The 12,426-nt window shown below is 67.0% G+C and carries 10 protein-coding genes; 1 reads left to right on the top strand and 9 read right to left on the bottom strand.

Features of this window, described 5'->3' with window-relative positions; genetic code table 11:
- Nucleotides 1-161: 161 nt before the first annotated feature.
- Nucleotides 162-1,406, bottom strand: a complete 1,245-nt coding sequence (locus U1872_RS02290) for a M24 family metallopeptidase (protein ID WP_443025328.1) — start codon at nucleotides 1,404-1,406, stop codon at nucleotides 162-164.
- Between the two features lie 174 nt (nucleotides 1,407-1,580).
- Here U1872_RS02290 and U1872_RS02285 point away from each other — a divergent pair, with 174 nt between their 5' ends.
- A complete protein-coding gene (locus U1872_RS02285; RefSeq protein WP_332791245.1) occupies nucleotides 1,581-2,891 on the top strand; it encodes a dicarboxylate/amino acid:cation symporter in 1,311 nt (436 codons plus the stop codon).
- 60 nt (nucleotides 2,892-2,951) lie between these two features.
- Here U1872_RS02285 and U1872_RS02280 read toward each other — a convergent pair whose 3' ends face one another.
- The 8 genes from U1872_RS02280 to smpB form a co-directional block, all read right to left on the bottom strand.
- Nucleotides 2,952-3,584 (bottom strand): glutathione S-transferase family protein, encoded by a 633-nt coding sequence (locus tag U1872_RS02280; RefSeq protein ID WP_332791244.1) that lies wholly within the window; start codon nucleotides 3,582-3,584, stop codon nucleotides 2,952-2,954.
- Between the two features lie 247 nt (nucleotides 3,585-3,831).
- The gene (gene recA / locus U1872_RS02275) at nucleotides 3,832-4,941 is read right to left on the bottom strand and encodes a recombinase RecA (protein WP_029625358.1); all 1,110 of its coding nucleotides are present in this window, start codon (nucleotides 4,939-4,941) and stop codon (nucleotides 3,832-3,834) included.
- Between the two features lie 120 nt (nucleotides 4,942-5,061).
- Nucleotides 5,062-6,072 (bottom strand): SDR family oxidoreductase, encoded by a 1,011-nt coding sequence (locus tag U1872_RS02270; RefSeq protein ID WP_332791243.1) that lies wholly within the window; start codon nucleotides 6,070-6,072, stop codon nucleotides 5,062-5,064.
- A 94-nt stretch (nucleotides 6,073-6,166) separates the two neighbouring features.
- Nucleotides 6,167-6,532, bottom strand: coding sequence for a response regulator (locus tag U1872_RS02265; protein ID WP_332791242.1), 366 nt, complete (start codon nucleotides 6,530-6,532; stop codon nucleotides 6,167-6,169).
- A gap of 37 nt (nucleotides 6,533-6,569) precedes the next feature.
- Nucleotides 6,570-8,975 (bottom strand): hybrid sensor histidine kinase/response regulator, encoded by a 2,406-nt coding sequence (locus U1872_RS02260; RefSeq protein ID WP_332791241.1) that lies wholly within the window; start codon nucleotides 8,973-8,975, stop codon nucleotides 6,570-6,572.
- A 154-nt stretch (nucleotides 8,976-9,129) separates the two neighbouring features.
- Nucleotides 9,130-11,184, bottom strand: coding sequence for a M13 family metallopeptidase (locus U1872_RS02255; protein ID WP_332791240.1), 2,055 nt, complete (start codon nucleotides 11,182-11,184; stop codon nucleotides 9,130-9,132).
- A 58-nt stretch (nucleotides 11,185-11,242) separates the two neighbouring features.
- The gene (locus U1872_RS02250) at nucleotides 11,243-11,785 is read right to left on the bottom strand and encodes a DUF2062 domain-containing protein (protein WP_332791239.1); all 543 of its coding nucleotides are present in this window, start codon (nucleotides 11,783-11,785) and stop codon (nucleotides 11,243-11,245) included.
- Between the two features lie 46 nt (nucleotides 11,786-11,831).
- The gene (gene smpB / locus U1872_RS02245) at nucleotides 11,832-12,314 is read right to left on the bottom strand and encodes an SsrA-binding protein SmpB (protein ID WP_332791238.1); all 483 of its coding nucleotides are present in this window, start codon (nucleotides 12,312-12,314) and stop codon (nucleotides 11,832-11,834) included.
- Nucleotides 12,315-12,426: the final 112 nt, after the last annotated feature.

Genomic DNA, 12,426 nt, shown 5'->3' with positions numbered 1-12,426 from the left:
AAGCCAAGAGCGATCGACGGTCCATACATCCCCCAACATGTTGGCGTTCAGTGGAAACTCAGCTCTGCCTCGATCGCAGCAAGAAACAGCCAAGCAGCCTGCGTGTCAAGTTTAGCCGGTGCCGGGAAGAGTGGAGGTCGCGGGTGAGAAAAGGCGCCGCGTCACCCGAGCGGCGCTTCGAGCGAGGTCGGCGGGACGCTGAACCATTTTGGGCCGGCCGCGGTCATATGGAAGCAATCCTCGAGCCGGACGCCGAACTTGCCCGGCAGATAGAGGCCGGGTTCGTCGGAGAAGCACATCCCCTCGGCGAGCCTGGTCGTCTCGCCGTGGACGAGGTTGACCGGCTCGTGACCGTCGAGCCCGATGCCGTGGCCAGTGCGGTGCGACAGACCGGGGAGCGCATAGCGCGGGCCGTAGCCGAGCGAGGTGTAATAGGCGCGGACCGCATCGTCGACTGCGCCCGCCGGCGTGCCGAGCTGCGCCGCGGCGAAGCCTTTCGCCTGGCCGGTGCGGACCTGGTCCCACACCGTGCGCTGTTCCTTGCTCGCCGCGCCGTAGACGAAGGTGCGCGAGACGTCGGATTGATAGCCTTGCACGGTGCAGCCGCAATCCATCAGCACGACCTGCCCGTCGGCGACGATCTGCGGATCGCGGCTGCCATGCGGGAAGGCGGCGGCGGGGCCGATCAGGACGAGCGCGAATTCGGGGTCGCCGCCGAGCTGCACCGTCGCGGCGTTCATCAAAGCGGCGATGTCGGCGGGCTTCATGCCCTTTTCGACGCGCGGCCAGGTCCAGCGATACGCCGCGATCGTCACGTCGGTGGCGGCCTGCATCAGCGCGATCTCGGCCGCGGTCTTGCGCATCCGCACGCCGCGCACGACCGGATTGGCGCTGACGATCGTCGTGCCCGGCAGCGCATGCGCGAGGCCGTCGACCGCGAAATAGCGCACCGTCTCCTCGATCCCGATCGGGCGTCCGGCGAGCTTGCGGTCGCGCAGGAAGCCCGCGACGAGCTTGGCCGGATCCTCATCCTCCTGCCAGACGCGGACCTCGGCGGGGATGCCGAGCGTCTGGCGGACCGAGGGCTCCTCGAAAAACGGCGTGACGATGCACGGCTCGCCCTCGACCGGCAGGATCGCCGCGGTGAGGCGTTCGCTGCGGTGCCAGGTGACGCCGGTGAAATAGACCAGGCTCGAGCCCGATTCGATCAGCACCGCGCCGATGCCGGTAGCGCGCATCAGCGCTTGCGCGCGCTCGATCCGGGCGCGGCGCTCCGCCGGGCCGATCGGCGTGGTGGCGGTCGTCAGCGGGCGCAGGGCCGAAAGGTCCGGCGTGGCGGCGCGAACGACGGCCGCCGACAGCAGCGGGATCGCGGCGGCCGCCCCGACGAGCGTGCGGCGCGTCATCATGCGGCCTGACGTCGACGCGGTTCGGTTCTGATCGGCCATGCGCGCACTCCCCAATTCGGCCCCGTCTCTGCCAGTCCCGCGCGCGGCCCGCAACGCCCCGACCGGCGGTGCGCGCTTGACCGGGCGCGCAATCTCCCCTTGATGACCCCAAAGACGCAATTGGGGCGACACGTGGCGAAACGGCTGACTAGCTATATCCTGATCGGGCTCGTGCTCGGCCTGATCGTCGGATGGGCGATCAACTTCCAGATCGCCGACGGCACGCCCGAGGCGACCGCGCGGCTGAAGGAGATCGGCGCAGGCTTCTCGATCGTCACGACGATCTTCCTGCGGCTGATCAAGATGATCATCGCGCCGTTGGTCTTCTCGACGCTCGTCGTCGGGATCGCGCATATGGGCGACATCACCGCGCTCGGCCGCGTCGGCGGCCGGACGATGGCGTGGTTCGTCACCGCCTCGCTCGTCTCGCTCGCGCTCGGGCTGTTGCTGTTCCACGGGATCGAGGCGGTGATCGACCTGGTCGCGCCGGGCACCGGCTTCGGCTTCAAGCTGCCCCCGCCCGATGCGGCGGTCGGACTCGACGAGAAGGCGTTCAACCTCACCAACTTCATCACGCACATCGTGCCGTCGTCGGTCGTCGAGGCGATGGCGACCAACGAGATCATCCAGATCGTCTTGTTCTCGGTCTTCGCCGGCGTCGCGCTGACCGCGATCGGCGAGAAAGGCGCGCCGATCGTGCGCGGCGCCGAGGCGCTGGCGGCGATGATGCTGCAGATCACCGATTACGTGATGCGGGTGGCGCCGCTCGCGGTGTTCGCGGCGATCACCGCGACGATCACGGTGAATGGCCTTGGCATCCTGTGGTCGCTCGGGCTGTTCGTCGGGGGTTTCTATCTCGGGCTGGCGACGCTGTGGCTGCTGCTGTTCGGCGCGGCATTCCTCTTCATCGGCCCGCGCGCCTTTGGCCTTGCGCGCTATATTCGCGAGCCGATCCTGCTCGCTTTCTCGACCGCCTCGTCGGAAGCGGCGTATCCGCGCACGCTCGAGGCGCTCGACCGCTTCGGCGTGCCGCGGCGGATCTCGAGCTTCGTGCTGCCGCTCGGCTACTCGTTCAACCTCGACGGCTCGATGATGTACATGACCTTCGCGACGCTGTTCATCGCGCGGGTCTACGGCATCGACCTGCCGCTCGGTACGCAGATCGTCATGCTGCTGGTGCTGATGATCACGTCGAAGGGGATTGCCGGCGTGCCGCGCGCCTCGCTGGTCGTGATCGCGGCGGTGATGGGGCAGTTCGGCATTCCCGAGGCGGGGCTGCTGCTGATCCTGCCGGTCGACCAGTTCCTCGACATGGGGCGATCGGCGACCAACGTCGTCGGCAATGCGGTGGCGACGACGGTTGTGGCGAAGTGGGAGGGTACGCTCGGTGAGCCGATGCCGGCGGAGATCGAGCCGCCGCACGCGCCACATGCGGCGGGCTGAGCTTTTCAGCCTGTTGCAACGTCCCCGGCGTGCGCCGGGGAAGCGGCAGGCCGCATCGGGTCAGGCGTAGGCGTAGGGTCCGCCCTTCGCCAGCGCCGCCTGATAGGCCGGGCGCGCATGGATCTTGTCGAGCCAGGCGATCGTCGCCGGACGCGAGGCGTCGAGCCCGGCGCGGCTGCGCGCGGCCTCGAGCGGGAAGCTCATCATGATGTCGGCGCCGGTCAGCGCGTCACCGGCGAACCACGGGCGTTTTGCCAGCTCTGATTCGACATAATCGAGATGGACGTCGATCATCGGCTGGACGCGCTTCGCCGCCGATGCGCCGATCACCGGGATGCGGTTGAGCACGAGCAGCAGCAACAGCGGCGGCATCATCGACCCTTCGGCATAATGCAGGAACTGGCGATAGCGCAGCACGTCGTCGCGGTGCGCGGGGGGCCCGAGCTTGCCGTCGGCATATTCGACGAGATAGTCGATGATCGCGCCGGTCTCGACCAGGGTGTGGCCGGCTGCCGTATCCTGCAGGATCGGCGACTTGCCGAGCGGATGGACGCGCTTCAATTCGGGCGGGGCGAGCATCGTCTTGGCGTCACGCTCGTAGCGCTTGATGTCATAGGGGAGCGCGAGTTCCTCGAGCATCCACAGGATGCGCTGCGAGCGCGAGTTGTTGAGATGGTGGACGATGAGGGTCACAGGCGCACTCCGCGTTCGATCGAGTCGGACTCGAGCATCGAGTTTTCTTAGCCACCAACGCGGAAAGTCACACTAAAGTCGCACCATCGCGACCCAAATCATCCCGCGATCCCCATATGAAAGGCCCGCCATTGCTGGCGGGCCTTCCCGGTTTTGCGACGGCGTGATCGTGCCGCCTGTATCGAGAGCGTGGCCGAGCCCTGCCCGCTCCGTGCCTGCACGACCCGCCAGGGCCCGCAGGCGAACCTCACATTTCGGGTTCGTCACCGTCGTCGGGCTCGCCGCCGACCATCATTTCCTCGGCGACCTTGTCGGTACGCGCGCGGATCGAGGCTTCGAGCCGGTCGGACATTTCGGGATGCTCCTTGAGGAACGTCTTCGAATTCTCGCGGCCCTGGCCGATGCGGACGCTGTCGTAGGAGAACCACGCGCCCGACTTCTCGACCAGGCCGGCCTTGACGCCGAGATCGAGGATCTCGCCGATCTTCGACACGCCCTGCCCGTACATGATGTCGAACTCCACCTGCTTGAACGGCGGCGCGACCTTGTTCTTGACGACCTTCACCCGGGTCGTGTTGCCGATGATCTCGTCGCGATCCTTGATCTGCCCGGTGCGGCGGATGTCGAGGCGGACCGAAGCGTAGAATTTCAGCGCGTTGCCGCCGGTCGTCGTCTCGGGATTGCCGTACATCACGCCGATCTTCATGCGCAGCTGGTTGATGAAGATCACCATGCAGCGCGAGCGGCTGATCGAGCCGGTCAGTTTCCGAAGCGACTGCGACATAAGACGCGCCTGCAGGCCGACATGGCTGTCGCCCATCTCGCCCTCGATTTCAGCACGCGGCACGAGTGCAGCGACCGAATCGACCACAAGCACGTCGATCGCGTTCGAGCGAACGAGCGTGTCGACGATCTCGAGCGCCTGCTCGCCGGTGTCGGGCTGCGAGACGATCAGCTCGTCGATGTTGACGCCAAGCTTCTTGGCATAGACCGGGTCGAGCGCATGCTCGGCGTCGACGAACGCCGCCGTGCCGCCGGTCTTTTGCGCCTCGGCGATGACATGGAGTGCCAGCGTCGTCTTGCCCGACGATTCAGGACCGTAAATCTCGATCACGCGACCGCGCGGCAAGCCGCCGACGCCGAGCGCGATGTCGAGGCCGAGCGAGCCGGTCGAGATCACCTCGACCTGCATCGTCTGCTTCGACCCGAGCTTCATCGCCGAGCCCTTGCCGAACGCGCGATCGATCTGCGCGAGCGCTGCCTCGAGCGCCTTCGCGCGTTCGTCCTTGGCCTTTTCGGCGGCCTTGTCCGTGGATGCTGCCATTTTGCTGTCGATGACCTTCAAAGATACCGCCATTGGTAGCCTCCACCGCTAGACGGAACGCCCGTCACGTTCAATGCGTGAGGCAGCATGTATCGCGTTTGTTCTCCTGGAACAAGTGTGGAACGCACGATTTTCGCAAAAGATGCGAAACGATTACGGCATCCCGCCGCCGCCCGCCGCGCCATAGACGTGACCCGTGGTGTAGCTCGCGCCATTTTCCGCGAGCAGGACATAGATGCCGGCCAGTTCGCCGGGCTGCCCTGGCCGACCGAGCGGCGTCATGCTGCCAAACGATTCGAGCTTCTCCATCGTCGCGCCACCCGACACCTGCAACGGCGTCCAGATCGGCCCCGGCGCGACGCCGTTGACGCGGATGCCGCGCGGAGCGAGCTGCTTGGCGAGGCTGCGGACGTAGTTGGTCGTCGCGGCCTTGGTCATCGCATAGTCGTAGAGATCCTTCGACGGATCGGTCGCCTGCTCGGAGGTGGTGCCGATGATCGCCGAGCCGGGCTGGAGATGCGGCAGCGCGGCCTTGATGATCCAGAACGGCGCATAGATGTTGGTCTTCATCGTCGCGTCGAAATCCTCGCTCGACACGTCGAGGATCGAGGCGCGCGTCTGCTGGCGCGCGGCGTTGCTGACGAGGATGTCGAGTCCGCCGAGTTCCTTGACCGCGGTCTCGACCAGCTTCTGGCAGAAGGCTTCGCTGCGCAGGTCGCCAGGGATGGCGACCGCCTTGCGACCGGCCTGGCGGATCAACGCGACGATCGCGCGCGCATCCTCTTCCTCGGCGGGCAGATAGTTGATCGCGACATCGGCGCCTTCGCGCGCATAGGCGATCGCCGCGGCGGCCCCCATGCCCGAATCGCCGCCGGTGATCAGCGCCTTGCGGCCCAGCAGCCGACCCGAGCCGCGATAGCTCTGCTCGCCATTGTCGGGCCGGGGGTTCATCTTCGACGACAGGCCGGGCCATGGCTGCGACTGCTTCTCGAACGGCGGCTTGGGTCCTACGCGCGGATCCTTGAGCCCGGCGGCGGGCGCGACACCGGCGGCCGCCTCCGGCGCCTTGGCAAAGGCCGAGCCGGTCGCGGCGGTCGCCACGCCGAGTGCGGCCCCGCCGACGACGGCGCGGCGGGAAACGGAAGATTCGTCGTGGGTGCTCATGGCTCGATCTCGCTCGCTATCAAAGGTCGAGCGGGTAACTCACGGCTTCTGCACGCGGTTCACGGGCCAGCCGGGTTTATTCGGCTGATCTCAATCAAGCCGGGCTTGCTGCGCCCAGTGCGTCGAGCGCCTTGGCGATCCCGTCCATCGTGAACGGCTTGGGCAAGGTCGGGCGGTCGCGATAGCGTTCGTCGACCATATCCTGCGACCCGCCGGTCGCGAACACAAAGGGAATCCCCGCTGCTGCCAACGCGTCGGCGATCGCGAAGCTCTTCTCGCCGCCGCGCAGGTTGACGTCGAGGATCGCAGCGTCGACACCGCCCCGCGCGATGATCGCGAGGGCGGCCTCTACCGTATCGGCCGTGCCAGCCAACGCCTTGCCGAGTATCTCGAGAAAGTCCTCGATCATCATTGCAATCAGGGGCTCGTCTTCGACGACCAGAATAGTCTGCACGCTCATTGTGCGCCTTTAGCGCTGCGCGCGGCCATCCGCCAAGTCATTTCGCGCCGAGCACCGCGCGCGCCGCTTCGGCGAGCTGCTGCACCGAGAAGGGCTTGGCAAGAAACGCAACATTGTCGAGATCGATCGAATTGCGCAGCGTCTCTTCGGCATAGCCCGACATGAACAGGATCGGCAGGTCAGGATAGCGCGCGCGCGCGCGGCGGACCATCGTCGGGCCGTCCATCAGCGGCATCATGACGTCGGAGATCAGCAGGTCGGGCTTGGCACTCGACGCGAGCAGCTCGAGCGCGGCCTCGCCATGCTCGGCGGTGAGCACGGTGTAACCCTGCCGGGTGAGCGCGCGCTCGGCGACCGCGCGGACCATGTCCTCATCCTCGACCAGCAGGATCGTGCCGGTACCCCACAGGTCCGCCGACTTTTCGCGCGGCAGCACGCGTGCCGGGGTCGGTTCGACCAGCGCGCCGGCGGTGTGGACCGGGAGGTAGATCGTGAACACCGCCCCTGCCCCGCCGTGCGGGCCGGCCTTCACCGTATCGGCGAAGATCCAGCCACCCGACTGCTTGACGATGCCATAGACGGTCGACAGGCCGAGCCCGGTGCCCTTGCCGACTTCCTTGGTGGTGAAGAAGGGCTCGAAGATCTTGGGCAGGATGTCGGGCGGGATGCCGCCGCCGGTGTCGGAAACCTCGAGCACGACATAATCGGCCGCGGGCAGGATGTCCGACCCGAGCTTGCGCACCTGTGCCGCGGTGACGGCATAGGTCTGGATCGTCAGCGTGCCGACCCCGCGCGGATCCTTGGCGATCATCGCGTCGCGCGCATTGACCGCGAGGTTGACGACGACCTGTTCGAGCTGCCCCGGATCGGCGCGCACCGGCGACAGGTTGCGGCCGTGCTTGACGGTCAGCGTAACGGTCTCGCCAAGCAACCGCTTGAGCAGGTTCGACACTTCGGAAATGACGTCGGGGAGCTGCAGCACCTGCGGGCGCAGCGTCTGCTGGCGCGAGAAAGCGAGCAACTGCCGCGTCAGGCTGGCGGCGCGGTTCGAATTGGCGCGGATCTGCTGGATGTCGTCATAGTCGCTGTCGCCGGGCGAATGGCGCATCAGCATCAGGTCGCAATGCCCGATGATCGCGGTCAGGATGTTGTTGAAATCATGCGCGACGCCGCCGGCGAGCTGGCCGACCGCCTGCATCTTGGTCGCCTGCGCCACCTCGCGCTTGAGCCGCGTTTCCTCGCTATTGTCCTTGAGACTAAGCAGCACAGCCGAATCGCCGAGGCCCCGCGCGCCCGCGATCGACAAAGCGACCGGTTCGTCGGGATGGTCCTTCAAGCGCACCGCGAGATCGGTCGAATGCGTCGCGCCGCCGGCGAAACGGCGGATCGCGTCGGCCACCACGCCCTTGTCCTCGCGCACCAGCAGATCGCCCGGATAGATAGGCGGGCTCGTCGGATCGACCGCCGCGGCGCGCGCAAAGGCGTCGTTCATCTGCAGGAAGCGACCGTCGGCACCGATCAGCGCGACGCCGAACGGCATCAGCGCGACCAGGCTCTTGATGTGCGCGCTGGCGCTCTCGCCGATTGCGGCATGGCCCTCTTCCTCGTCGATCAGCGCGACCAGCATCGGCGCATCCTCACCGTCGAGGAACGGGATCTGCAGCACGCGCAGCGGGTTCTGCGTCAGCCCCTCGCGCTCGAAGCGCGCCATGCCCTGCGCGTCGGTGATCAGGAAGCGCGCGAAATCGCGCCCGACGATCGCGCCTTCGTCATGCCCCATCGCGCGCGCGCGCAGTACGCGGTTGGCGGCGCGGATACGGCCGTCGGGGTTGATCAGCGCGGCCATGATGCCGGCGCTGCCGAGCCGGTCTCCGGTCGCCCCCGCGATCAGATTTTCCATCGTCTGCGCAAGATCGAGTCCCTGCGCGGCATAGAGGCGCCAGACGAGCAGATTGTCGTCTTCGCCCGCGCGCGACACGTGCGCCGACAGCCCGGCGCCCTTGATCGACAGCCGGTCGACCGTGGCGCTGCCGTCGCGCCACGCCGCGCGCCCGGCATTGCCGAGCCGCTCGACCCCGGCCGCGCCGAACGGCAGGCCCGGCGGGGTCGGAAAACCGTCGCACAGCGCCTCGTAGCGCGAATTGGCGCAGACCAGGCGTCCGGCGCGATCGGTCACCGCGATCGCATCGGAACTGGCCTCGGCAATCGTGTGCGCGACGCTCCAGTCGGGCTCCGGCGCGATCGCCGAGCTCGGCGGGAACAGCCGGCGGAACGCGGCCAGCGCGCCGACGATCACCAGCGCGGCGGCAAGGAAGGCGGCCGCAACCGACAGGTTGCCGACCACAGCCAGGATCAGCAGTGCCGCCGCGACGCCGCAGCCGATCGCGATCAGCGCGGCACCGCGCGTGGCTGGGATTTGGGGGGGCGCGGGGAGCGTTGCCATCACGTCATGCTGTGGGCGCTGTTGCGCCGACGTCAAGACCTAAGCGGCGGGGCGGCGCGGACCGGGCGTGGTTCGCGGCAAGTCGTACCGCCCGCGGCGCAAGCGTGCCGGTCGCCCCGACGTGCCGCGCACGCGGGGGCGACCGGCGCGGGCCTTACCAGACCTTCACGCGCTGCGTCGGCGCAAGATACATCTTGTCGCCCGGCTTCACGTCGAACGCCTTGTACCACTGATCGACGTTGCGCACTTCCATCGTGCGGAACGGCCCTGGCGAATGCTCGTTCGAAATCACCTGCGAGCGCAGCGCCGGCTCGCGGAACTTGATCCGCCAGACCTGTGCGTAGCCGAGGTAGAAGCGCTGGTCGCCGGTCAGCCCGTCGATCACCGGCGCCGGCTTGCCGCCGAGCGAACGATGATAGGCGTCGTAGGCGAGCGCGAGACCGGCGAGATCGGCCATGTTTTCGCCGAGCGTCAGGCCGCCCTTGATGTGCAGGCCGGGCAGCGGCTCATAGGCGTCATACTGCTTGACCAATTGGTCGGTCATCGCGGTGAAGCGCTTGACGTCCTCGGCGGTCCACCAGTCGGCGAGCTTGCCGGTCGGATCATATTTGCGGCCCTGGTCGTCGAAATGATGGCTGAGCTCGTGCCCGATCACCACGCCGATGCCGCCGTAATTGACCGCCGGATCGGCCTTCGCATCGAAGAACGGCGGCTGGAGGATCGCCGCCGGGAAGACGATCTCGTTCATCGGCGGGTTGGCATAGGCGTTCACCGTCATCGGCGTCATGCCCCACTCCGTCCGGTCGATCGGCTGGCCGAGCTTGTGGAGGTCGCGCTGGAACTCGAAGCGGTTGGCGGCGGCGACGTTGCCGACGAGATCGTCGCGCTTGATCGTCAGCGCACTATAATCGCGCCACTTGGTCGGATAGCCGATCTTGGGGGTGAAGGCGGCGAGCTTGGCGTGCGCCTTGACCTTGGTCTGCGGCGCCATCCAGGTCAGCTTGTCGAGCCGCGAGCCCATCGCCGCGATGATGTTCTGGACAAGCTGGTCGGCCGCCGCCTTCGACGCGGGCGGGAAATATTGCGCGACATATTGCTGGCCGACATCCTCGCCGAGCGCACCCGACACGGTTCCGACCGCGCGCTTCCAGCGCAGCGGCTGCTGCGGCGCGCCGCTCAGCACGGTGCCGTAGAAGGCGAAGTTGGCGTCGTTGATCGGCTTGGCGAGATAACCGGCGTAGGAGCGCAGCACCTTGAGGATCATGAAATCCTGCACGACCTGCACCGGCGCGTCGGCAAACGCCTTGGCTTCACCGGCGAGCGCGCTCGGCATGCCGACGAGATAGCTCGGCTGGCCGGCGGTGCCGTTCGCCTGCATGTACGCCGCCCACGGGAAGCCCGGCGCCTTGGCGTCGAAATCGGCAGCGCTATATTTGTTGTAGGTCGCATCGGCATCGCGCGACTTGACCCGGTCCCAATGCGCCTCGGCGAGCGTCTTCTCGAAGGCGAACACTGCGGCGGCGCGGGCAGCGGCATTGTCGACTCCCGCGAGGCCGAGCATCTGCGCCTGATAGGCCTGATATTTCGCGCGCGTGTCGGCGAGCTTGGGGTCGTCCTTCAGATAGTAATCACGATCCGGGAGCCCCAGCCCGCCCTGGCTGAGCGCGACGATGTAATTTTCAGGCGCCTTGTCGTCCTGGCCGACATAGAGGCCGAACAGACCGGCGACGCCCGCCTGCTGGAGCTTGGCGATCTCGACCGCCAGCGCCGGCTTGGTCGCTGCCGCCTTGATCTGCGCGATCCACGGCTGAACGGGCGCGATGCCCTTCGCATCGACCGCGGCCTCGTCCATGAAGCTGGCGTAGAAATCGCCCGCCTTGTTGCCCGGCGACTTGGTCGCCTGGTCGAGGATCGTGCGCGTCTGCTCGAGCGAGCGGTCGGCGAGGATGTTGAACATGCCGTAGGTCGACTTGTCGGCGGGGATCTCGGTCTTCGCCTCCCACGTGCCGCCGGCATATTTGCCGAAATCGTCGCCCGGCTTCACCGCCGGGTCCATGCCCGCAAGATCGAGCCCGAAGCTGCCAATCTCGGCGCCGGTCGGAGTGCTGGCCTTTGCCGGCTTGGGGCTGGGCGAAGCGGTCTGGGCATAAGTGGTCCCGACCATCGCGGCGGATGCCAGCAGCGAAAGGGCGATCAGCGAACGACGCATCAAAAAAATCCTAACCGACAACAAACTGTCGCGTGGTGTAACCCTAAGACACGTCGCGTCAATCGGTTCGTGTCGATCCCAGGCGATGCGCGCGGTTGCGCCACTTGCGCGCCATCCGCAGCCGCCAGACGAGCGCTGCCGCAAAATAGCCGACGCCCGACAGCACGATCGCGATCATCACCAGGCCGACGATCATCGACGGGCCGCCCTGCGACACCAGCCAGTGCAGCACCCCGGCATGCGCCTCGACATTCGAGCGGATCGGCGTGCCCGGCACGGCGCGATCGAAGCGCAGCATCCAGTGGCCGAGCTCGTAGGCGCTCCAGAACAACGGCACCGTGGTCAGCGGATTGTGCAGCAAGGTGGTGGCGACCGCGACGGGCACGTTGGCGCGGAACGGCAGCGCCGTCACCGCGGCGAGCGGCATGTGCGCGAACGGGAACAGAACGCCGGTGAACAGCCCGAGTGCGACGCCGCGCGGCACCGAGCGGCGGGTGAAGCGCCACAGTGACGGCGCGAGGATACGATGTGCGACGGGGCGCAGATAGCGATTGGCCTCGATCCGGTCGCGCGTCGGCACGTGCCCGCGGACCCAGTGCACGGAACGCGCGACGCCCCGCGCGAAGCCACGTCGGGGCGCGATCACGTCATCCACGGTCGCGCATGATCCGGCCCTGCTCGCGCTTCCAGTCGCGCTCCTTGATCGAATCGCGCTTGTCATGGTCCTTCTTGCCCTTGGCCAGCGCGAGCTCGACCTTCGCCCGGCCCTTCGAGTTGAAATAGACCATCAGCGGCACGAGCGTCATGCCGTCGCGATTGACCGCGCCGTGCATCTTGTTGATCTCGCGCTCCTTCAGGAGCAGTTTGCGCGGGCGCTTGGGCTCGTGATTGTAGCGATTGCCGTGGCTGAACTCGGGAACGTTCGAGTTGATCAGCCAGACCTCGCCATCCTTCACCTCGGCATAGCTTTCGGCGATCGACCCGGTGCCCGAGCGCAAGGACTTCACCTCGGTGCCGGTCAGCGCGATGCCGGCCTCATAGACGGTCTCGATGTAATAATCGTACCGCGCGCGCCGGTTCTCGGCGACGATCTTGGTCTTTTCGAAGAGCGGGGGCTTGGGACGTGCCATGGGACGCGCGATGTAGGCGTTGCCGCGACGAAACGAAAGCCATCGCGGGAAATTAGCCGATTGTCTGCCGCGCGCCCGCGCAAACCGCGCCGAAGCTTCCTATCTATATCAT

This window comes from Parasphingomonas frigoris (genome assembly GCF_036663815.1).
Lineage (GTDB): Bacteria > Pseudomonadota > Alphaproteobacteria > Sphingomonadales > Sphingomonadaceae > Sphingomonas.
The sequence above is the reverse complement of the archived record's forward strand: the minus strand, read 5'-3'. Positions and strand labels throughout refer to the sequence as shown.

What these genes read in the sequence shown, in the direction of transcription:
- U1872_RS02290 (WP_443025328.1), bottom strand. Translation starts at nt 1,406, where the DNA reads ATGACGCGCCGCACGCTCGTCGGGGCGGCCGCCGCGATCCCGCTGCTG.
- recA (WP_029625358.1), bottom strand. Translation starts at nt 4,941, where the DNA reads ATGGCGGTATCTTTGAAGGTCATCGACAGCAAAATGGCAGCATCCACG.
- U1872_RS02270 (WP_332791243.1), bottom strand. Translation starts at nt 6,072, where the DNA reads ATGAGCACCCACGACGAATCTTCCGTTTCCCGCCGCGCCGTCGTCGGC.
- U1872_RS02265 (WP_332791242.1), bottom strand. Translation starts at nt 6,532, where the DNA reads ATGAGCGTGCAGACTATTCTGGTCGTCGAAGACGAGCCCCTGATTGCA.
- U1872_RS02260 (WP_332791241.1), bottom strand. Translation starts at nt 8,975, where the DNA reads ATGGCAACGCTCCCCGCGCCCCCCCAAATCCCAGCCACGCGCGGTGCC.
- U1872_RS02255 (WP_332791240.1), bottom strand. Translation starts at nt 11,184, where the DNA reads ATGCGTCGTTCGCTGATCGCCCTTTCGCTGCTGGCATCCGCCGCGATG.
- smpB (WP_332791238.1), bottom strand. Translation starts at nt 12,314, where the DNA reads ATGGCACGTCCCAAGCCCCCGCTCTTCGAAAAGACCAAGATCGTCGCC.